The following is a 20,686-nucleotide window of genomic DNA, read 5'->3' as shown; positions in this document are numbered from 1 at the left end:
AGGGAATTCGAGCCCAGCTCTCACCGCCCCCAGTGCTGATTTATGGCTCAACCAAAAGGGTGATGGCAGGGAAGCGAAAACTGGGCCCATGCACCAGATGGTGCATGGTCCCAGGGTGCCAAGGAAGTTAGAAGGTCGTCGTGAGCACGAACATCATCCCTGCGACGGCTAATGCGAAGGGCAGGGCCAGCAAAACCATCAGCTTCTTTTGATCCCGCACGATCGCAACGCATTCCCTGAGGAAGGCACTCGGACGGTAGTAGGCCGCCGTTTTCCCGCCGAAGGCACGGGCATCCAAGCCGAGCTTGCGTGACGCCATCGCTGCACGCAGCGCATGATAGTCGCTGGTGACCAACCACAGCTGGCCATCCGGACGCTGGGCACGGACCAAGGCGTCGGAGAACTCCAGGTTCTCAAGGGTGTCCCTGGCCCGGTCTTCAACCAGAATCTGTTCATCGGCAATACCCTGCTCACGCAGGTAGCGGGCCATGCTTACGCCCTCTGGTTCTTCCTCATCATGGCCCTGTCCCCCGGTCGGAACCATGAAGGGGCGAGGAGATGGCTGCCGTTGATGCAGGTCTATGCCCTTGTCCAAGCGGCCACGCAGCAACGGGGTAACCTTGCCATTGATTGTGCGGGCGCCAAGGACCACCACGGCGGCGGCTTCGCCCTTGGATGGGTATCTGGCGTGCACCCATGCGTACAGCAGCAGCATGGCGAACAAGCTCGCCGTGAAGACGGAGGCCATGAACAGGACGAAAGCCAGCGAATAGGTCCACCAGGATTCGATGCGAATCAGCAGCACCGCAATGACTGGCAGGACAAAGACGGATAGCCCGGCTGCCAACGACAGCAGATTCGCAGGTTTGGCTCCTTCGCGCCGGCACATCAGGATCCCGTTGTAGATCAGCGCGGCACCGAAGACAATGACCATCAGCGGGGTCAGCACCAGCACTATGGAGAAGAGGAACCCAAACCCGGGGATCACACTGGTCAATAGGTCGACGACCGCCGAAATGGTGAAGAACACCAGCGGCAAGAGAAGTGCAGCCAGACCCAAGCGGCGTGGGTCCTTGCGGTATTGCCGGATAAACAACCACCAGAGTGCTGCCAGGAAAACCCAGCCAACGAGCTGCGCGAGCACAGATTCCATTGCCTCTCAGTTCACCGATTTCCAGTTTGCGATTCCGTATTCCCGCTTGAGCATCGATTGCGCTCCGAGGAATCCGCCCATGCCGTGCACCGACGGCCCCGGAGGCGCAGCCGAGGATACCAAGTACAGTCCTTTGGACTGCAGGTACCACGGGTCGGTCGAGATCCGAGGCCGCTTGATGCTGCCCAGCAGGTCCATGGTTCCCCCGGAAAGATCGCCACCGACCAGTGCCGAGTTCTGCACTTCCAAGTCCTGGGCGGTGACAACATGGGATTCAATGATTGTCTCGCTGAAACCAGGGGCTGCCTGTTCAATCATTTCCTTCAGTTCCCGGCTCATGTCTACCGGAGAATCCAGTGGCACGTGGCAGTAGGCCCAGATGACGTGCTGGCCCTGCGGTGCCCGCGAATCATCAAATTGCGAGGGCTGGGCAACAATCATGAACGGCTTCGCCGCTCCCCGGCGCACTGCGGCGCGTTCGGCCTTCCCGACCTGCGCCGCGGTGCCGCCCAGGTGCACGGTGCCGGCCTTGCCCAGAGTCTCGTCGCGCCATGGAACCGGTGCCGAAAGGACGTAGTGCACCAGGCAGCTTCCCGGCGAGCGCCGGATACTGCTCAACGCGTGCGAGAGCCGTTCAGGCAGGTGTCCTGTTGAAAGCTTGGCCGCGTTTTCGGCGGAGGTATCGAAGAGGATGCTCTGCGCAGAAAGCTCATCAACATGGTTGACGCGGGTGCCGGTAAGAATTTTTGCTCCATGAGCCATCGCTTCTTCGGCCAAGGCGTCGCTGATGGCTTGGGAACCTCCACGCGGGATGGCCCATCCCTTGCCGTGCGCTGTTGCTGCAAGGAACAGTCCTGCCCCGGCATTGGCCGGTCCGCGAGAGCCTCCCGCAACGTGGGCGGAACAGCCTGCGTAGAGCGCGGCGGCGCGTTCAAACTTTCCAGAAAAGAGTTCCTTGACTGCCATGCCCGCCACCGTGCTCACGGCAAAGGTCGCCAACGCTGCGGGGTTCGAGGGAACCCTCAGCAGAGGATTGAGCAGTGTCTGGCTGACCCCGTCAATCTGCTTGACCAGCGGGCCCAGGAGCCGGGTGTACATCTCGCCGTCCGCGCCTCCAAGTTCCTGCCCGGTGCGTTCCAGGTCCTTGTACGCGTAGGCGGTCCGGCGATCCAGCAGCACATGGGCGAAGGACAGCTCGGGGACGATGAACTCCACCTTGTCGTGGACGCCCAGTTCATGCATGGCTTGGGATTGCATGGCCATCGGATGCACTGCGCTGCCCAAATCGAATTTCGCTGCAGAACCATTCAGCGGCTGCGTTCTGGCGGCCCCGCCGATGGTGTCGTTGGCTTCATATACCGTGACGCTTAATCCAGCACGGGCAGCAACTGCTGCGGCTGCTAGCCCATTGGGCCCCGCACCGACAACGGCAACATCGCTCATGATTTATTTCCCGCCACTTCATTCGTTTTCTTGGATTGAGGCAGCAGTCCGCGCAGGGTCCAGCGGTCCTCCAGTCCGGCGAATGGGCCGGCCAAAGGATCATCCTGGCCCACGGCACGAATCGGGTCGTGGCGTGGATCAAGAATTGAACGTGCCACCAAGAACATCAGGTATCCCAGCATCACCATATGCGCCAGCACCAGCACCGCATAACCGGTCTCAGGGAAGGCCTTCTGCGCTTCTTCCGCAGAGAGGGAATCAAGGTAGAACCAAACAGCGTAGAAGTGCGCGATTTCCACGAGCATCCAGACAACGAATTCGCGCCAGCGCGGCAAGGCGAGGGCGAACAGCGGAATCAGCCAGACGATGAACTGTGGTGAATACACCTTATTGACCATGACAAAGGAAGCAATGATCAAGAAGGCCATGGAGGCCAGGCGCGGGGTGCGTTTAGCAGTCAAGCCCAGCACTGCGACGCCCACGCAGCACAGGAAGAAGAGGACCAGGCCGTAACGGGAAATCTGTTCGGCTTCAAAGAGCGGGACCCCTCCCCTGTTATCGGCGATGACATTCCATGCGTGCCAGAAGCTGGAGAAGCCTGCCCCGCGTTCAGAAGAGAAGTTGAAGAAGTGCATGAACGAGTCGGGGAACGCCAGCGCATAGGGAAGGTTCACCAGTGCCCATGTCGCCGCGGCGGTTCCGCCAGTCACCCAGAAGGTCTTGAGCCTGCCGGTGCGAATGGCCAATACCAGCACCGCGCCGAGGATGAAGAACGGATAGATCTTCATCGCGGCACCTAAGCCGATCAGCACCCCGGCAAGGACGGTGTGCTTTCGTGCGAATGCCAGCATGCCCAGGGCCAGCAAGGCCACAGCCCACATGTCCCAGTTGATGCTGCCGGCCAGGATGATGCCCGGGGCAATAGCCACCATTGCGGCATCCCACGGGCGGCGCCCGGTCATCCGCAGGGTGGCGATCACGGTGACCATCCACAGGATCGCAACGAGCAGCAGGTTGATGTCGAAGTACAGCAGCGAACGGTTTTCGATCCCCGTGGGGATGATCGAGGCAACGGCCGAGGCCACCGTGCTCATCAGTACCGGGTACTCGAACTGGGCGGTCGCGCTGAATGGCGCCCAGGGGTTCTCGGCGAAGCCGCGGGCGGAGAACAGCGGAACCCAGTCGCTGTAGCACGCATAGGCGTACGGGTTGTTGCCAGTCCACCCGTTGACCCGGCAGGGGTTCTTGGCAAGGAGCATCAGCAAGGCGCCCACGGTGGTCATCAGGATAATGACTCGTTCCACGCTGAAGAATCCTGGATCGACTCGGCCTGGATCGCTGTGTCGTCCCAGGCGGCCACCGATCATTGCGGTGAACTGTCGAAGGAACCCGTCAGCGCGTGATGGCACGGTAATCCGCAGGGGGCCACGCGTGGGCTGTGACTGGTTTGGCTCGTGCATACCCTCCAGCCTAAATGTTCTGTGCCTAAGCTCCGCCTTGCACACTCATGTTTCATTAGTCGCTTTGATCTTTTATGCGGTTCCGAGGGCTCGAAATCCCTCTTCCGGATTCGCCTACTGGTACGTAAAACGCTTGCTGACCTCGCATTCAGCAAACAAACAGGTGATTACACCGGCACTTCACCGTGCGTTAACCCAGATGCCCCCTCTTAGTTAACTTGTGCCCATAGCGTCTTACTCGTGAGCAAAACCAACCAGCCAAATGCCATGGCGATCATCCCCGCCAGGGGAGGATCCAAGGGCATCCGGCTTAAGAACCTGCGTGAGATCGGCGGCAAATCGCTGCTGGGCCGCGCAATCGAATCAGCCAGATCCGCGGCGGCAGTCAGCGACGTCGTGGTCAGTACCGACCATGAGCAGATCAAGGCCGAAGCGCTTCGCTACGGGGCGCGAGTCATCGATCGACCGGCAGATATCGCCGGCGACACGGCCAGCAGCGAGTCAGTTCTGCTCCACGCGCTAGCGAATGCGGAATCTCAGCCAGAGATCACCGTGTTCATCCAGTGCACCAGCCCGTTCATCGATCCGGAGGATCTGGACGCAGCCATTGCGGCGGTTTCTTCGAAACGCGCCGACGTCAGCTTCGCAGCTGTAGCGGACCACGGTTTCCATTGGGGCCTGGATCCGCAGGGCGAAGCGGTCGCCGTAGGCCACGACAAGCTGCACCGTCCGCGTCGCCAGGATCGCGAACCGCGCTTCCGCGAAACCGGGGCCTTCTACGTGATGGATACCCGGGGATTCCGCGAGGCAGGGCACCGTTTCTTCGGAAAGGTCCGGGTTCACGAAGTTCCAGCAGAGCACGGCATTGACATCGATACCGAGGCAGACCTGCTGCTCGCTGGGCTGGCCGTTCCGGCCACCCGGGAACCGATCGAAGTCGACGCGGTCATCACGGATTTCGACGGGGTGCATACCCCGGACACCGCGTATGTCGATGAGCACGGAACCGAAACCGTGCGCGTCTCCCGCTCCGATGGAATGGGAGTGGCCCGGTTGCGGGCTGCCGGAGTGAAGTTCCTTATTCTCTCCAAGGAAATCAACCCTGTTGTCGCCGCCCGCGCCGCCAAGCTGAACGTCGAAGTGGCCCACGGAATCGACAACAAGGCCGAATACCTGGCCCGCTGGCTGGCTGACGAATCCATCAATCCGGCTCGTGTTGCCTACGTGGGCAACGACATCAACGATCTGGGCGCGATGGCATTGGTCGGCTGGCCGATCACCGTGGCCGATGCCCAGGAAGATGTGCACCGGGCAGCACGGTACAAACTGACCCGCAAGGGCGGGCACGGAGCGGTACGGGAACTAGCCGAACTGGTTCTCGCCGCACGCACCGCTACCAAGAGTTCTCCAAGTTTCACCCACTGAAAGGCAATACCCATGACTTCCATGACTACTGACATCAAGCCTGTTGCTATCGGCGACGTCCAGGTTGGCGCAGGCCAGCAGGTCTACGTCATCGGCGAGATCGGCATCAACCACAACGGCGACATCGAGATCGCCAAGCAGCTGATCGATATCTCTGCTGAAGCCGGTGCCAACGCAGTGAAGTTCCAGAAGCGCACCCCGGACATTTCCACCCCGATGGACATGCGCGACAAGATCCGCTCCACCCCATGGGGCGACATGACCTACCTGGACTACCGCTACCGCGTCGAGTTCGACCAGGCGCAGTACAAGGAACTCATCTCCTACGCAGCCTCCAAGGGCCTGCACGCCTTCGCCTCGCCATGGGATGTTCCATCGGTCGAATTCATGGAAGAGCAGGGTGCAGTCACCCACAAGGTCGCCTCCGCATCGGTCACCGACATCGAGCTGCTCAAGGCCCTGGCGCAGACCGGCAAGCCGATCATCCTGTCCACCGGCATGTCCACCATCGAGCAGATCGACAAGGCCGTCGAGACCCTGGGTACCTCGAACCTGGTCATGATGCACGCTACCTCCACCTACCCGCTGCCTCCTGAAGAGGCCAACCTGCGCATGATCGAGACCCTGCGCGACCGCTACCAGGTCCCAGTGGGCTACTCGGGCCACGAGCGCGGCCTGCAGATCTCGCTGGCTGCTGTTGCCCTGGGCGCAGTGACCGTCGAGCGCCACATCACCCTGGACCGCACCATGTGGGGTTCGGACCAGGCCTCGTCGCTGGAGCCAAAGGGCTTCGAGTCGCTGATCCGCGACATCCGCATCCTGGAGCAGGCCATGGGTGACGGCGTGAAGAAGGTCTTCCCAGGCGAGCTGGCACCGCTCTCGCGCCTGCGCCGCGTCGACGCCTAAGCACGCCAACGTATCCGGCGGTTGGACTCACCGACGGGTCCAACCGCCGTTTATTTTTGTCTGCATGAGGAAGGCCTTGAAGCACAGATGAGTTTGATCCCCGGGCGCATTTCCGTGGTTATCCCCGCCTATAACCAAGAAGCATATATTTGCGATGCCTTGTCATCGCTGGTCCGGCAGAAGCTGGGACGCTGGGAGCTGGAAGTGCTCGTGGTTGATGACGCTTCCGATGACCAGACTGCTGCCCTGGTTCGCAGCTACCAAGACCAATTGCCTGGCCTGAACCTGATCTCGCTGCCTGAGAATGCCGGAGTTTCTGCCGCCCGCAATGCCGGGTTGGAACAGGTCACCGGCGAATACTTCACCTTCCTCGACCCCGACGACTGGTACTCCCCCGAGCATTTGGAAGCCCTGGCGGAATCCTTGACCGAACTGCACGTGGACTTCGTGCGTTGCGATCATGTGCGTGTCACCGGCACCAATCGCGTCATCCACCGCGCCCCGCAGGCGTTGCGCGGCATGCCGCTGAACCCGGCCGATGACATTGAACCTATCGATTCGCCGTCCATGGTGGACTACGCCTTCGTGTGGGCGGGCATGTACCGCACCGACCTGATGCGCGCCCGCGAACTGATGTACTTCGACGCGCAGTTGCACAGCGCCGAAGACCGCCTCTGGCTATGGAAGCTGCATCTGAACACCGAGCGCTATTCCGTCGTTTCCTCCCCCGGGGTGTTCTACCGCCGCGGCCTGCCCGGCTCGCTGACCCAGGTCTTCGACCACCGTCAGCTCGGCTTCATTCCGGCCTACTCGCAGATCCTCACCGAGGTGCGCTTGCACCCGGACGCGGATCGCCACCTGCCCAAGGCGATGCGGCAGTTCTTCGCCATCGTGTGCCACCACGAGAAGCGCGCGAAGAACTACCCGCCGGAAGTCCGCTTGGAGATGAAGCAGAAACTGCGCCAGGTATTCACCACTATTGATGCGCCGATGGCCCGCCAGGTTGCCCTCGAGATGGACGTTGCCCGTCGCCGCCATATTCTCTCCTTCCTCCAGCCAGGTCAGATCGGGGCCGCCAAGTGATCGCACTGATTGAAGCCAGCAGCTATTTCCAGCTTGCTTCTCTGGCCGCGATGGCCGATGCAGGACTGCTCCCCGAGGCAGATGAACGAATTCTCGTCTTGGCTAACGGCTCGCAGGTTCCGGAACTGACTACTGCGTTGGATGAAGTCCCGGGCTTCGAGAAGCTTGCCGCCCGCTTTGACCGCGTGGTGGATTTCGCTGCGCTGACCTCCCCGCGTCGCCCGGCACAGTTCAACCCGCGTGAGGACGAGCTGCATATTTTCGAACGCCTCCTGCGCAGCGCTTGGGATCTGGGCAATGAACCCTTGACCTTGGTTCTGGAATCCATCCAGGTCAATCCGGCGCGTGCGCTGGCGCGTATTTTCTTTGATGCCCAGCTGTGGATCCACTCCGACGGCTTGATGTCCTATGGCCCAACCCGTAATCGATTGCCAATGCCGCTTCGCCAGCGCGTCATGGGCACCATCCATGTGGACTTGGTTCCAGGACTGCAGCCTCACCTGCTCGCAGAGCTCGAGCCGCGGCGCGAGGTCTTGGCCACCGGCGGCCTGGCTGCAATCTTCGGCGAACTGGCCCAGGGGGCAGAATTCGATCTGCCAACCGGCAGTGCGCTGATCCTCGGCCAGTACCTGGGTTCCTTGGGCCTGATGGATGCCGAGGAAGAATTCGAGCTGCATCTGGAAATGCTCAACGAGGTGGCCCGCCGGGAAATTTCCACCGTCCTGTTCAAGGCGCACCCATCGGCCAGCGCCACCTCAGCGGCACGCTTGTCTGCAGCCGCCAGGGACATGGGGCTGGATTTCCGGTTGGTCGGCACCGATCATCTGGCGGAAACCGTTATCGCGGCGGTACGTCCAGCCGTGGTGATCTCCTGCTTCTCCACAGGCTTGGCCACCGCCAAGTACATCCTGGATACCGAGGTCTACGCAGTGGGCACCGGCAGACTGCTCCAGGCGCTGGCTCCCTACGAGAATTCCAACCGCATCCCGTTGTCCATCATCCATGCCTTGTTCGTCCAGGACGTGCCGGTTCCGGCGCACGGTGGCGGCAGCGACCGCCTCACCGAACTGCTGGCTGCCGTGGCCTACTGCATGCAGGCCGCGCAACTGCCTCACCTGCGCGAGCAGGCCGAGTCCTTCTTGTCCGCGCACTACCCGGAGTTCTCGGCTCATTTCAAGCGCCGGCGCATCACCAGGCTCGAGCTGCCTCCACGCTGGGCGCACATCAGCTCGCGCCGCTCGCTGCCTTCCAAAGTCCGCGGGGCCTCGCGCCGTGTGCTGCGCAATGGTTCCAAGCAGCTGGACACGCTTTCCAAATCCCTGAGCCGACTGGCAAAATGACCCTCACCATGATGAAACTGACTCAACATGACACCCACGAGGTGCCACGCCCGCGTTTCGGCACCGCGCACGTTTGGGTGGAGTCGCCACTGCAGCTGCTTTCGGCGGTAGAAACGCATGCCGCAGGGCTGCTGGGCACGGACATCCGGATCATCCCCCGTCAGGGAATGCCCCTGGAAGCCACGACGCAGGCAATGCTGAATCATGCCCCTGCAGGGGTTCATTTTGAACCGGCCGCTCGTAAGCCTCCGCAGCCCAAGGGCGCTGCCGATCGGTATGTCACCGGCGACGCCTACTCGGGCAAGATCCAGCGCACGCTGCTGGCAGGCGTACGGGCCAAGGAAATCGTGATCATCGATGACGGCATGGCTACGCTGGCCCTGATCAAGCAGCTCATTTCCGATGAGCCCACCCCGTTGGTGCGCGCCCGGACCAGGAATTCCGCAGCACGCGTGGCCATGGGATTGGCGACCTGGCATCGTTTGCGCCAGCTGGCCCGTGAAGATCGCCTGCTGATCGTTTCAGCGTTGTATGTCGACCCGGCATCCCGTCAGAAGATGGCTGATCTGGGGATCAAATTCGCGCAGCACAAGTTTGAATGGCTCGCTACCCAGCCGGTAGCCGAGCAGTTCACCGAACCTACCTTGCTGATCGGTTCGGCGATGGTGGCTGATGAGCTGATTTTTGAGCAGCCGTATCTGCGCTGGATTGAGCAGATCGCTTCCGAAGGCCCGGTTGCGTACTTCCCGCATCGCCGTGAAACTCCCGAATTGCTGGAGAAGATCTCCAGGATTGATCAGGTGGTGCTCAAGGAGCACACCGTTCCCATTGAAATGCGTTTGCGTGTCCTGCGACCAGGCCAGGAGATCCGCGCCTTGCCTTCCACGGTGATTCCATCCCTGCGCCTGCTGCTGGGTCCTGATGCCCGCTGCCTCTATCCGCAAGCCGTGATTGACAGCTGGTGGACCCCTGGTACCCCATCCGAGTTGCGCGAGCACCTATCCAGTTCATTGAAGGTGTGAATCAGCCGATGAAGCCATCAATACTTGCCATCGCCGACTCGGATTCCTATCTGAAGCTGGCAACGAGCTTCCTGAACCGCCTAGGTCCCGCATGGGATCGCAAGGTGTATTTGGCGCGGACCCCGGTGATGCCGACCGCCGACCAGATCGCAGCCGCCTTTGAAGGCACGGATCTGGATCCGGATATCCTGCAGGTGATTTCCGTATCCCAATTAGAAGCCGACACCGTAGATGAAGACATTGTTTTCGCTTCGGCCACCGGGCCGGTAGTTGCCGAGATCTACTCTCGCATGCTTCGCACCGAGCCGACTGATGGCCGGTGCACCGCACTGATTTCCGCCCTGCCTGGCGTGGCATTCCCCGCCACGCAAAAGGGGTGGAACTATCGTCGAGCCGGCGATGCGTTCATTTGCCATTCGCATGCCGAAGCCCGTGATTTCTCATTCATGATCGAAGGCCAGGTAGGGCACCAGCCGACCATCATGGTCAGCAAGCTCCCGTTCTTGCACTCGGCAGGATTCCCGCCAGCGCAAAAGCAGGTGGTCGAACGCTTGGTGTTCGCGCCGCAAGCGAAGGTACCTGCCCAAGAGAGCGAACGCGAGTCGATCCTGCTGGCTCTCGAGCAGGCTAGCAAGATGAATCCCGAACTTGAGGTGATCGTCAAGCTCCGCGCCAAGGCCGGTGAGCCCCAAACGCATCTCGAGGCGTTCCCGTACGATTCCCTGTTCGAGAAGTTGCAGTCCGAACGGCGGATCGGGCCCGAGTCGCGCCTTCGCTTCGATACCGGATCGATGAGTGAAGCATTGGCCGATGGCAGCGCCTTGGTGACAGTGTCTTCGACTGCTGCCTTGGAATCCATTGATCGCGGGTTGCCAACGCTGGTCCTTTCCGACTTCGGCGTCAGCGCGCAGATGATCAACACGGTCTTTGTTGCCTCCGGCATCATCGGCACCTTGGATGACGTCGCCGGCTTGAGCTTCGGTGAACCTACCAAAGCCTGGTTGCGGGAAAACTACTTCCACAGGGTGGACCACAGTTTCGTTCAGTCCCTCGAAATTCTCGCGCAGCGAGCTCGTGCTGGAAAGCTGCACACCGATCCGGAAATGCTGGCGCATATTCGCCGCCAGCCTTTGCGCCACCGCCTCAGAACCACGTTGCCTGCACCGCTAGTCAGGGTTTTGGTGAAGTTGCGGCACCACTTCGGGCCAGCGCGTAGAAATGGCGCCAACTCCTGGTCATGACCAACTGAGAATTAGCTCATGAAATGAATTCATGGACTGAATCCATCGTCACCGTCAGGAGTATCCAGCTCTTTAGTGCTTTACCTGTTATTGGTGCATCTGCGCTGAGGCAGTGGAATAATCACCTCGGTTTCGCTAGCCCAGAGAGGCCGCCCCGATAGTTATTCGGTGATACCGGGCACGATTGGGAATGTTTGCACTCCATTAAGACTTAAGATCATTATGGGTCAATTTGCGCAATGCGCTTTTGCGCGCCCTATTGCCCAAAGGTTTTATACATTTCAATAAGGAGTTCATGTGTCGGCGAACCCGATTCGCGTTGCCATCGTAGGCGTAGGCAACTGCGCCACTTCCCTTATCCAAGGTGTTGAGTACTACCGAAACGCCGATGCTGATTCCACGGTTCCAGGTCTCATGCATGTGCAGTTCGGCCAGTACCACGTGGGCGACGTTCAGTTCGTTGCCGCCTTCGATGTCGACGCCAAGAAGGTCGGGCTCGACCTCTCGGAAGCCATCTTGGCCAGCGAGAACAACACCATCAAGATTGCCGACGTTCCAACCACCGGAGTGACCGTTCAGCGCGGCCACACCTTGGATGGCCTGGGCAAGTACTACCGCGAGACCATCGAAGAGTCTGCAGCCGAGCCAGTTGACATCGTCCAGTCCCTGAAGGACAACGAAGTCGATGTCCTGGTTTGCTACCTGCCAGTTGGTTCCGAGCAGGCCGCCAAGTTCTACGCGCAGTGCGCCATCGACGCAGGCGTTGCATTCGTCAATGCCCTGCCAGTATTCATCGCCGGCACCCCAGAGTGGGCGCAGAAGTTCACTGACGCCGGCGTGCCAATCGTTGGCGACGACATCAAGAGCCAGATCGGCGCAACCATCACCCACCGCGTGATGGCCAAGTTGTTCGAAGACCGCGGCGTTGTCCTGGACCGCACCTACCAGCTGAACGTTGGCGGCAACATGGACTTCAAGAACATGCTCGAGCGCGATCGCCTGGAATCCAAGAAGATCTCCAAGACCCAGGCAGTCACCTCGAACACCTCCGCCGCCCTGGGGGAAGACGACGTGCACATCGGCCCAAGCGACTACGTTGCATGGCTTGATGACCGCAAGTGGGCTTTCGTCCGCCTCGAGGGCCGCAACTTCGGCGATGCTCCGGTCAACCTGGAATACAAGCTGGAAGTTTGGGACTCGCCAAACTCGGCCGGCGTGATCATCGATGCCGTACGCGCAGCGAAGATCGCCCTGGACCGCGGCATCGGCGGTCCGATCCTGTCGGCTTCGAGCTACTTCATGAAGTCGCCACCAGAGCAGTACGACGATGAGACCGCACGCAACAAGGTGGAAGCCTTCATTCGCGGCGACATCGAGCGCTAGCCCTCCGCGTTAGCGGAAAGGCAATGGCCAGGACCGTTCGGTCCTGGCCATTGCTGTATTCGAAAGTGCTCTGGATGCGGAGAAGCCCGCCGGCTGGCAGGCCGGCGGGCCTCTTGGCGATGCCTTGCGAGTTCATCATGGGTACCTCGGATTCTTGTTAGCTGTCAACGGTAATGGCGTTGCCGGCCTTAGCGAATTCGAAGGTACATTTCTGGTGGCACGTGGTTCTTCAGCTCACGCTGACGCATGCGGCGGTTGAACTCGGTGCTATCAAGGTTGGTGAACTTGCGCTTGTCTTGACGCTTTTTCATTTGCTGTCCCTCCCTTCAGTCAAAGTAGAAGGGGAGGGAAGATCTTGGCGCGTGGTTGAAATGGCGCGAGCTTTCAGGCTTTCTGGTCCTGCGAAGATTAATTCCGAGGTGCGAACTGCCCGTTGAGCGGATGAGGAGAACAGTGGACTAGGCATGAAAAAAGTTCCTAAGGGTGAGAGTCGATTACTGACCTGCAACCTCAGGAACTTATGCGGGATTTACCGTGAGTTAGGAATCCGCTTGTCCGGAGGTTGGGGAAATGAGCTTGCACAGACGAGACATGGGAGAGCCGCCAATAAATCGCGCTCCGCGATGAGTCTCTGTGTACCAATTGGTATTAATCATTTCGCCACCTCCTAAAATCTGCTCTCGGCCGGCCATGGATGCCATGGGGCCTCTTTGAAAAGTTTTCTCGATCCGCAAGTCTCATTGAGACTTCCCAATCACAGTATTCAGCATACATGGATTAACCCCGATGCGCTACAAATTCGCGCAGAAACTTTAAGCACTTTCCCGGAGACGGCAAAAGCACCCGAATCCATGCGGATTTCAGGTGCTTTTCCCTTGGTGCTCAGGTCAGAGGTTACCCCTCGGTAGCCGATTCCTGAGCTTCAGGCTGTTCTTTCCACCAGGCGCGCAAGCGCTCAGTGGCGATTTCCGCGCCCAGCGGACCTTCGTCCAAACGCAGTTCCAAGAGGAACTTGTATGCGCGGCCAACGACCTTGCTCGGCTTGATTCCCAACAGGTGCATGATCTGCTCGCCGTCGAGATCCGGGCGGATTGACTGGAGCTCCTCTTGCTCGGCAATCTGCGCGATGCGCGCCTCGAGGTCGTCGTAGGCAAAAGCCAGGCGGTCGGCCTTCTTGCGATTGCGGGTAGTGACATCCGAACGGGTCAGGCGGTGCAGATGCTCGAGCAGGTCTCCAGCATCGGTGACGTAACGGCGCACCGCCGAGTCGGTCCAGCCGGCCTCGCCGTAGCCATAGAAGCGCATGTGCAACTCGACCAGGCGGGCTACGGACTTGGTGGTGTCCTTGTCGAAACGCAGGGCGCGCATACGCGCCTTGACGAGCTTCGAACCCACCATGTCATGGTGGCGGAAGGATACCGCGCCGCTTGGTTCAAATTTGCGGGTCGCCGGCTTACCGATATCGTGCATCAGCGCCGCGAAGCGCAACACGAAGTTCGGGCCGGGAACAGGTCCCTCTTCATCGGTTTCCAACGCCATGGCTTGTTCCAGCACGGTCAGCGAATGCTGGTAGACATCCTTGTGCCGGTGGTGCTCGTCAATTTCCAGACGCAGTGCCGAGACTTCGGGCAGCACCTTATCGGCCAGGCCAGTTTCCACCAGAAGGTCGATTCCCGCGCGCGGGTCTGCACCGTTGATCAGCTTGACCAGTTCATCGCGAACCCGCTCGGAGGAAATGATGTCGATCCGATCGGTCATTCCGCTCATGGCTTCGCGCACCTCTGGACTGACTTCGATCTTCAGCTGCGAAGCAAAACGGGCAGCACGCATCATGCGCAGCGGATCGTCAGAAAAGGAGATATCAGGTGCACCAGGGGTGCGGATGGACCCTTCTTCCAGCGAGCTTACGCCGTCGAAAGGATCCACCAGCGCGAGCTGTGGCAAGCGCAGAGCCATCGAGTTCATGGTGAAGTCCCGACGGAAGAGATCGTCGTGCAGGTTATCACCGAAGGCAACGATTGGCTTGCGCGACTCCTTGTCATAGGCATCAGCGCGGTAGGTCGTGACCTCGAGCGTGTGTTCGCCCTTCTTGAAGGCAATAGTTCCAAACTCGCGTCCCACATCCCAGACGTTATCGGCCCAGCCGGAAATCACCTTGATGGTTTCTTCCGGGCGTGCGCTGGTGGTGAAATCGAGGTCCGGGGATACGCGTCCCAAGTACAGATCCCGAACCGGCCCACCTACCAGCGACAATTCATGGCCCGCCCGAACAAAACGGTCGGCCAAGTCGAAAATAACCGAGGGCAGGATTTGACGCAGTGCGTCAGGCGAGGGAAGTGCATGCATAGTTACTTAAGCGTGCCAGAAATCCCGGAAGAATGCTTGAAATTCCGACGGATTTGCCTGCGAGATAACTTACTTGTCCACGTCGATCAGGCGGCGAACGGTACTTTCTCGATAGAGTGGTTCCATGAACCGACCGATCCCGTCTGCCCCAAAGCGCACCCCATTGACTGCGTCAATGGCTCGCGCGCAGGCAACTGGCGGTCACACGAGCCTGCCGACCGTGGAAGAAGTCTCTTCCGGCGGCATCGTGATCGACTTCAACGACCCCACCTTCCCAGTGGCCATCATTGCCCGGTACAACCGTGGCGGACGGCTGGAATGGTGCCTGCCCAAGGGACACCCGGAGGGCGTGGAAACCAATGAGGAAGCGGCTATCCGCGAAATCGAGGAAGAGACCGGCATTGCCGGACGCATCCTCGCCCCGCTGGGTTCGGTCGACTACTGGTTCACCGTGACGAATTACCGTGTGCACAAGACCGTGCACCATTTCCTGCTGGAAGCTACCGGCGGGCATCTGACGATCGAGAATGATCCCGATCATGAAGCCGTCGATGTTGCCTGGGTCCCCATCGGTTCCCTGGGCAAGCGCCTGTCCTTCCCTAATGAGCGCCGGATCGCTGATCTGGCACGCGAGGTCCTTACAAAGCATGTCTCAGGTTCCTAATCCATCTGCGGGCTCCGATCAGCTACACACCGGAGCCATGGACGTAGTCGCCGGACCTCCCCCGCAGCAGGCAGCTCAGCCTGTTGGCTCGCGCTCCAGGATCTATGCCCTGATGGCCTCCGGCACGATGGTCTCCCGCTTGCTGGGCTTCGTGCGCACGGCCTTGCTGGCGATGGCCATTGGTTCGGTCACCTCGGTGGCTGACATCTTTGAAAAAGCCAATATCATCCCGACTATCATCTACATGCTGCTGGCCGGCGGCATTTTCAACGTCGTGCTGATCCCGCAGCTGATCAAGGCCTCCAAGGCGAAGGACCGCGGCGCCGCGTACACGTCGAAATTGGTGACGCTGACCGTCGTGGGCATGGGTATCCTGACTCTGATCCTCACGCTCTGCGCCAGGCCATTGATCACAGTGCTCACCAATAACTGGACCGAGCCGATGATCGCGTTGGGAACGGCCTTTGCCTACTGGTCGCTGCCGCAGATCTTCTTCTATGGGCTCTACGCAGTACTGGGCCAGGTGCTGAACGCGAATGGCCGCTTTGCCGCATTCATGTGGGCTCCTGCGGTCAACAACATCATCCAGCTGATCGTCATTGGCGCTTTCATCCTGACTTTCGGCGCCTACTCTTCGGGCGACCCGATGCAGGATTGGAGCGGCGTCAAGACCATGTGGCTGGCTGGCGGTGCCACCTTGGGTATCGTATTGCAGTCGGTGGCGCTGTTCTGGCCACTGAAGAAGACCGGGCTGAAACTGACACTGGACTTCCAATGGCGCGGCATGGGACTGCGCCACGTGGGCAAGCTGGCGATCTGGACCCTGGCGGCCATGGTGATCGGCAATCTCTCCTCGCTGGTGTACTCCAAGATCGTGTCCGGAGCTACCGCGGCTCGAGCGCAGCTGCCTCCCGAACAGGCCGCCTCGGTAGCCGGCGAGTACGCCTTGAACACCTCGCAGTTGATCACCGTGCTGCCGCACTCCCTGTTCGCGCTGACCGTCGCCACCGTGCTGTTCAACGACTTCGCCCGGGCATTCACCGAGAACCGCCGCAAGGATGTTGGCAAGCTGCTCAATCAGGGCATGCGCTCCACCGCAATCCCTATCGTGTTCTGCACGCTGGTCTTCATCGTGCTGGCCGGACCGCTAGGCAGGCTCTTTGCCGGCAACTCCGAGAATGCTGCGCAGGCCGCGGGCGCTCTCGGGCAGCTGCTGGTGCTCACCGCGCTTGGGCTGCCGTTCAAGTCCTTGCAGTTCTTCATGCTGCGTGTCTTCTACGCAGAGGAAGATACCCGCACCCCGATGCTGATCCAGTCGGCCACCGCCGGGCTCGGATTGATCTTGGCGTTCGCCGCTGCAGCCGTGGTCGATCCGCTGCATATCGCCGCCGCCATTGCCTTCATCTACGGCTTGACCAACGTGCTGACCTGCATCGGCACCCACTATCTGATCAAGCGCCGCTACGGCAACTACGGTGTTTCCTCTGTCATCGACACCTACATTCGAGTCGGTTGGATGGCTACGCTCTCCTCCATCATTGGATGCATCGCGCTCTGGCTGCTGGGTGGATTCAACTTCGGATTCGCCTACGACTCCGTATTCAGCGCCCTGGTTTCGGTGGCTATTGTCGCGCTGGTGATGGGCATCGTCTTCATTGGCTTGCTGTACAAAACCAAGGTCCCGGAGCTCCAGTCGTTCCTGGGTCCGATCCTTCGCAGAATCCCGGGACTCAATCGCTGATGGTCCGCTGAAACTTGCTAGTGATTCTGGGCAAATAGGCACCAAATAGCTTGATCTGACCGGTAACATGGCAGGTGGTGGTCCGTGGACCGCCACCGAACCAAAATCAACCCCTTGGAGATGCACGTGTCGCAGCCAATCGATGTCGGCTCTGTCCTCAGCGGTCGCTACCAAGTAACCGAGAGTGTCCTTTCATCAGCTGAAGGAGACTTGGTACTCGGTGGCGTAGACCAGGTACTGAACCGCTCGGTCAGCATCATGGTGGCTTCCGTGGAGAATTCATCGCAGCTGGCAACGAGCGCACGCGAAATCGCCATGGGCGAGCGCGCTTCGAACGTTCAGGTGCTGGATCTGGGCATCACCGATGCCAACCAGACCTACCTCGTCGCCAACACCGCGCGTTCCTCGGACCTGCTGGACCTGGTTTTGGAAACCGACGACGCTCCATATGTTGAGCCGTTCTTCACCGACACCCTGGGCACCGAGATCTTCGGCGAGTCCCGCCAGGCCGTCCCAGAGACCTATGAGGACGACAACGAGTACTACGACCAGCTGCAGTACGAAGACGAACCAGAGCAGCAGGGCAAGATCGGTTCCGCCTTGGCTGGTGGCTTCGCGGGACTGAAGAACCGGTTCGGCAAAAAGAACCAGGAACAGCCTGAAGAAGAACAGTTCGACCAGACTGCGCCTAATGAGCAGGTTCCCGACACCATGGCTACCCCGGTTGCGCCAGCTGAAAAGCCAGCGGCCGAAGACAAGCCGAAGGTGTCCCGCCTGGAAGACGAAGACGAGCCTAATGTCACCGCAACTGCGGCCCTGGCTGCCGCTGCGCAGTCCAAGGGCAAGACGCCGGCCAAGCCTACCCAGAAGCCTGCCGAGGAAGATGAGAAGCCGGCAAAGAAGAAGGCTGCAGCAGCTGGAGCCGTAGCCGGCGCAGGCTCCGCTGCGGGTGCCGCCGCTGCCGCTGCCCCGAAAGCCTCGACCTTCCCCGCAGCTGCCAAGAATGCTCCTGCCCAGGACCCCCAGGTCGGCGAAGAGGAAGAGGAAGAAGGCGGTTCCAAGGGAACTCGCCTGCTGGTTGGCGCCGTCTTGCTCATCGTGCTGATTGTTGCAGTCGTGTTCGCTTTCAACTTCCTTGGTGGGGACAAGAACACCACCGCCGATGGCGAGCAGCCAACTGCCGTGGAGTCCCCGGAAAAGCCATCCGAGACGGAGAAGGAAAAGGACTCAACCGAGGACGCCTTGCCTGCTCCGAAGATCGACGACGTATCCCGCCTGGTTCCCGGCAATCAGCAGCTGAACTCCGAAACCGATGGCAAGCTGGGCCAGATGATCGACGGCAACGCCTCGAGCACCTACTCAACGTACTCGTACACCACCGCTGATTTTGGCGGCTTCGCTTCCAACATGGTCTTCATCCTGGAACTGGACGAGAAGTCCAAGATCTCCGAGGTCAATCTAGAGGGCCTGAACGGCACCGGCGGCAACTACGAAATCCTCGTCGGCGAATCCGAAGACCTGGGCGATGCCAAGTCGGTAGCCAAGGGTTCATTCTCCGGTCCTTCGGTATCGGTAACTGCCAAGGACGACGACAAGGACTACATGGAAGGAACCCACGTGTTCCTGGACATCACCGACCTGCCTCGCAAGGCATCCGGCGGCAATGATTCACGTCCATTCGGTCTCCAGATCGGTGAATTCTCCGCCAAGTAATAGAAGCGGAATTTTTTACGAAAGCAATGCGTTGAGGTGGATAGTGAGGTTAGACCTTGCTATCCACCTCGCATTATTAGAACGAAAGGGTTCTACCCCCGTGACTTCAGCACAGAACGACGAAATCCGCGACGTCATCATTGTCGGCTCCGGTCCGGCCGGTTACACCGCCGCGGTTTACACCGCCCGTGCGAATCTGAACCCACTAGTCATCGCCGGCTCAGTCACTGCCGGCGGCGAACTGATGAACACCACCGACGTGGAGAACTTCCCAGGCTTCCCCGAGGGCATCATGGGCCCAGACCTGATGGACAACATGCAGAAGCAAGCCGAACGCTTCGGCGCCGAGATTCTCTTCGACGACGTCACCGAAATGAACCTCGAAGGCGAAATCAAGACGCTGTCCCTGGCTGACGGCACCATCTACCGTGCTCGTGCTGTCATCGTCTCCACCGGCTCCGCCTACCGCGAGCTGGGCCTTCAGGATGAAAAGCGCCTCTCTGGCCATGGCGTCTCCTGGTGCGCCACTTGCGACGGGTTCTTCTTCCGCGACCAGAGAATCGCCGTGATCGGCGGTGGCGACTCCGCCATGGAAGAAGCACTGTTCCTGACCAAGTTCGCCTCCAAGGTCATCGTCGTGCACCGCCGCAACGAGCTGCGCGCTTCGAAGATCATGGCCGACCGCGCCCTGGCCCACGAGAAGATCGAGTTCATCTGGGACTCCGAAGTCATCGGCATCAACGGTGCCGATAAGGTCGAAGGCTTGGTTGTGAAGAACCGCACCAGCGGCGAAGAATCCACCGTGGATGTCACCGGTATCTTCGTGGCCATCGGCAACGACCCACGCGTGGATCTGGTCAAGGACCAGCTGCAGCTGACTTCCGAAGGCACCATCGCCGTTGAAGGCCGCACATCCAAGACCTCGCTGCCAGGTGTCTTCGCCGCCGGCGACGTCATCGATTCCACCTACCGCCAGGCCATTACCGCGGCCGGCTCGGGCTGCGCCGCGGCCCAGGACGTGGAGCACTACCTGGCCAACGTTTCCGAAACCCTCGCTACCGCCTAATAGTTTTCTCAGAAAGGGGTTGTCTCTCATGAGCAACGCAAAAGCAGTAACTGAAGCAACCTTCCAGGCCGATGTCCTGGATGCCGACAAGCCAGTGATCGTCGATTTCTGGGCTGAATGGTGCGGCCCTTGCCGCCAGCTCGGTCCAATCCTGGATCAGATCGCAGAAGAGCACGCTGCGAAGGTCGACGTCGTGAAGGTCAACGTCGATGAGAACCAGGCAATTGCCGCGAAGTACGGCATCACCAGCATCCCAGCCGTATACGTCTTCAAGGGCGGCGAGCATGTCGCTACTTCCATCGGTGCCAAGCCGAAGGCTGTCATCGAAAAGGACTTCGCAGAATACCTGTAAGCCAAGAACATGATTGAAGTGGGGATCAACCGCAAGGTTGGTCCCCACTTCTTATTTAACCGTGGCGCCGCGAGAAGTTCACTTGCTTTCGTTTTCTGGCCGTTTCCGAGCCTTACCCCAGCTCAGGTTGAGCCGGTTCTTCATCTGAAGGCCCTTTTGACATGCTGTTGCGAATATCCAAGGTAAAATATTTGTTTTTATTATTCTGGCTCTGTTCTATGACGCTTTGCACAGTTCTTTGGCACCCGTCAGCCAAGATGCGCATTTCATGCTCAGCAATGGACCCGGCAAGTTCGGGTTCGCATTTGATCGTTTCTCTGGCCACCTAGACAGGTTCCCGAATTCTGA

18 protein-coding genes are annotated in these 20,686 nt (G+C 59.9%); 12 read left to right on the top strand and 6 right to left on the bottom strand.

Annotated elements, in window-relative coordinates; translation table 11 throughout:
• Positions 1-127 precede the first annotated feature (127 nt).
• Genes EDF61_RS08335 through EDF61_RS08325 form a run of 3 tightly spaced genes read right to left on the bottom strand, consistent with a single transcriptional unit; the run spans position 128 to position 4,056 of the window.
• The gene (locus EDF61_RS08335; protein ID WP_133833773.1) at positions 128-1,153 is read right to left on the bottom strand and encodes a YdcF family protein; all 1,026 of its coding nucleotides are present in this window, start codon (positions 1,151-1,153) and stop codon (positions 128-130) included.
• A gap of 6 nt (positions 1,154-1,159) precedes the next feature.
• Complete coding sequence (locus tag EDF61_RS08330; protein WP_133833772.1) at positions 1,160-2,596, bottom strand: phytoene desaturase family protein; 1,437 nt, start codon at positions 2,594-2,596, stop codon at positions 1,160-1,162.
• The gene (locus tag EDF61_RS08325; RefSeq protein WP_133833771.1) at positions 2,593-4,056 is read right to left on the bottom strand and encodes a glycosyltransferase family 87 protein; all 1,464 of its coding nucleotides are present in this window, start codon (positions 4,054-4,056) and stop codon (positions 2,593-2,595) included. Before EDF61_RS08325 ends, EDF61_RS08330 begins: the two co-directional genes overlap by 4 nt.
• Positions 4,057-4,296: 240 nt before the next feature.
• On the opposite strand from EDF61_RS08325, the gene EDF61_RS08320 reads away from it, so the two are divergent.
• The 7 genes from EDF61_RS08320 to EDF61_RS08290 all read left to right on the top strand — a co-directional run bounded on the left by EDF61_RS08320 (position 4,297) and on the right by EDF61_RS08290 (position 12,456).
• Positions 4,297-5,481 (top strand): acylneuraminate cytidylyltransferase, encoded by a 1,185-nt coding sequence (locus tag EDF61_RS08320; protein WP_105656601.1) that lies wholly within the window; start codon positions 4,297-4,299, stop codon positions 5,479-5,481.
• A 12-nt stretch (positions 5,482-5,493) separates the two neighbouring features.
• Positions 5,494-6,387 carry an N-acetylneuraminate synthase family protein gene (locus EDF61_RS08315; protein WP_105656602.1) on the top strand — a complete coding sequence of 298 codons (894 nt, stop codon included), beginning with the start codon at positions 5,494-5,496 and terminating at the stop codon, positions 6,385-6,387.
• Between the two features lie 87 nt (positions 6,388-6,474).
• Positions 6,475-7,470, top strand: a complete 996-nt coding sequence (locus EDF61_RS08310) for a glycosyltransferase family 2 protein (protein ID WP_105656603.1) — start codon at positions 6,475-6,477, stop codon at positions 7,468-7,470.
• Positions 7,467-8,810 (top strand): polysialyltransferase family glycosyltransferase, encoded by a 1,344-nt coding sequence (locus EDF61_RS08305; protein ID WP_105656604.1) that lies wholly within the window; start codon positions 7,467-7,469, stop codon positions 8,808-8,810. Before EDF61_RS08310 ends, EDF61_RS08305 begins: the two co-directional genes overlap by 4 nt.
• Positions 8,811-8,818: 8 nt before the next feature.
• Complete coding sequence (locus tag EDF61_RS08300) at positions 8,819-9,832, top strand: hypothetical protein (protein WP_286172165.1); 1,014 nt, start codon at positions 8,819-8,821, stop codon at positions 9,830-9,832.
• Positions 9,833-9,840: 8 nt separating this feature from the next.
• Entirely contained in the window at positions 9,841-11,073 is a 1,233-nt protein-coding gene (locus EDF61_RS08295; RefSeq protein ID WP_286172164.1) for a DUF6716 putative glycosyltransferase, read from the top strand.
• 297 nt (positions 11,074-11,370) lie between these two features.
• Positions 11,371-12,456: an inositol-3-phosphate synthase gene (locus EDF61_RS08290; protein WP_105656607.1), complete on the top strand. Its 1,086-nt coding sequence runs from the start codon at positions 11,371-11,373 to the stop codon at positions 12,454-12,456.
• Positions 12,457-12,644: 188 nt separating this feature from the next.
• On the opposite strand, the gene EDF61_RS19085 is transcribed toward EDF61_RS08290, so the two are convergent.
• Both EDF61_RS19085 and EDF61_RS08285 read right to left on the bottom strand, forming a co-directional pair.
• Positions 12,645-12,767: a hypothetical protein gene (locus EDF61_RS19085; protein WP_255209577.1), complete on the bottom strand. Its 123-nt coding sequence runs from the start codon at positions 12,765-12,767 to the stop codon at positions 12,645-12,647.
• 583 nt (positions 12,768-13,350) lie between these two features.
• Positions 13,351-14,802 carry a CCA tRNA nucleotidyltransferase gene (locus EDF61_RS08285; RefSeq protein WP_133833769.1) on the bottom strand — a complete coding sequence of 484 codons (1,452 nt, stop codon included), beginning with the start codon at positions 14,800-14,802 and terminating at the stop codon, positions 13,351-13,353.
• Between the two features lie 124 nt (positions 14,803-14,926).
• Here EDF61_RS08285 and EDF61_RS08280 point away from each other — a divergent pair, with 124 nt between their 5' ends.
• The 5 genes from EDF61_RS08280 (at position 14,927) to trxA (ending at position 20,338) form a co-directional block, all read left to right on the top strand.
• Positions 14,927-15,466, top strand: a complete 540-nt coding sequence (locus EDF61_RS08280) for an NUDIX domain-containing protein (protein ID WP_105656609.1) — start codon at positions 14,927-14,929, stop codon at positions 15,464-15,466.
• 37 nt (positions 15,467-15,503) lie between these two features.
• On the top strand, positions 15,504-17,207 hold the full coding sequence (murJ, locus tag EDF61_RS08275; RefSeq protein WP_286134650.1) for a murein biosynthesis integral membrane protein MurJ: 1,704 nt from the start codon (positions 15,504-15,506) through the stop codon (positions 17,205-17,207).
• Positions 17,208-17,333: 126 nt separating this feature from the next.
• Positions 17,334-18,920, top strand: coding sequence for a hypothetical protein (locus tag EDF61_RS08270; RefSeq protein WP_133833768.1), 1,587 nt, complete (start codon positions 17,334-17,336; stop codon positions 18,918-18,920).
• A 100-nt stretch (positions 18,921-19,020) separates the two neighbouring features.
• Positions 19,021-19,986: a thioredoxin-disulfide reductase gene (trxB, locus tag EDF61_RS08265; RefSeq protein ID WP_105656612.1), complete on the top strand. Its 966-nt coding sequence runs from the start codon at positions 19,021-19,023 to the stop codon at positions 19,984-19,986.
• 28 nt (positions 19,987-20,014) lie between these two features.
• Positions 20,015-20,338 (top strand): thioredoxin, encoded by a 324-nt coding sequence (trxA, locus tag EDF61_RS08260; RefSeq protein WP_105656613.1) that lies wholly within the window; start codon positions 20,015-20,017, stop codon positions 20,336-20,338.
• A gap of 112 nt (positions 20,339-20,450) precedes the next feature.
• Here the strand turns inward: trxA and EDF61_RS08255 are convergent, their stop codons facing one another.
• Complete coding sequence (locus tag EDF61_RS08255) at positions 20,451-20,663, bottom strand: hypothetical protein (protein ID WP_133833767.1); 213 nt, start codon at positions 20,661-20,663, stop codon at positions 20,451-20,453.
• Positions 20,664-20,686 lie beyond the last annotated feature (23 nt).

Source organism: Arthrobacter sp. JUb115 (genome assembly GCF_004365035.1).
Classification (GTDB): Bacteria; Actinomycetota; Actinomycetes; order Actinomycetales; family Micrococcaceae; genus Glutamicibacter.
The sequence above is the reverse complement of the archived record's forward strand: the minus strand, read 5'-3'. Positions and strand labels throughout refer to the sequence as shown.

Coding starts and splice junctions, on each gene's coding strand:
- EDF61_RS08335 (WP_133833773.1), bottom strand. CDS start 1,153: ATGGAATCTGTGCTCGCGCAGCTCGTTGGCTGGGTTTTCCTGGCAGCA.
- EDF61_RS08330 (WP_133833772.1), bottom strand. CDS start 2,596: ATGAGCGATGTTGCCGTTGTCGGTGCGGGGCCCAATGGGCTAGCAGCC.
- EDF61_RS08325 (WP_133833771.1), bottom strand. CDS start 4,056: ATGCACGAGCCAAACCAGTCACAGCCCACGCGTGGCCCCCTGCGGATT.
- EDF61_RS08315 (WP_105656602.1), top strand. CDS start 5,494: ATGACTTCCATGACTACTGACATCAAGCCTGTTGCTATCGGCGACGTC.
- EDF61_RS08310 (WP_105656603.1), top strand. CDS start 6,475: ATGAGTTTGATCCCCGGGCGCATTTCCGTGGTTATCCCCGCCTATAAC.
- EDF61_RS08300 (WP_286172165.1), top strand. CDS start 8,819: ATGATGAAACTGACTCAACATGACACCCACGAGGTGCCACGCCCGCGT.
- EDF61_RS08295 (WP_286172164.1), top strand. CDS start 9,841: ATGAAGCCATCAATACTTGCCATCGCCGACTCGGATTCCTATCTGAAG.
- EDF61_RS19085 (WP_255209577.1), bottom strand. CDS start 12,767: ATGAAAAAGCGTCAAGACAAGCGCAAGTTCACCAACCTTGATAGCACC.
- EDF61_RS08285 (WP_133833769.1), bottom strand. CDS start 14,802: ATGCATGCACTTCCCTCGCCTGACGCACTGCGTCAAATCCTGCCCTCG.
- EDF61_RS08280 (WP_105656609.1), top strand. CDS start 14,927: ATGAACCGACCGATCCCGTCTGCCCCAAAGCGCACCCCATTGACTGCG.
- murJ (WP_286134650.1), top strand. CDS start 15,504: ATGGACGTAGTCGCCGGACCTCCCCCGCAGCAGGCAGCTCAGCCTGTT.
- trxA (WP_105656613.1), top strand. CDS start 20,015: ATGAGCAACGCAAAAGCAGTAACTGAAGCAACCTTCCAGGCCGATGTC.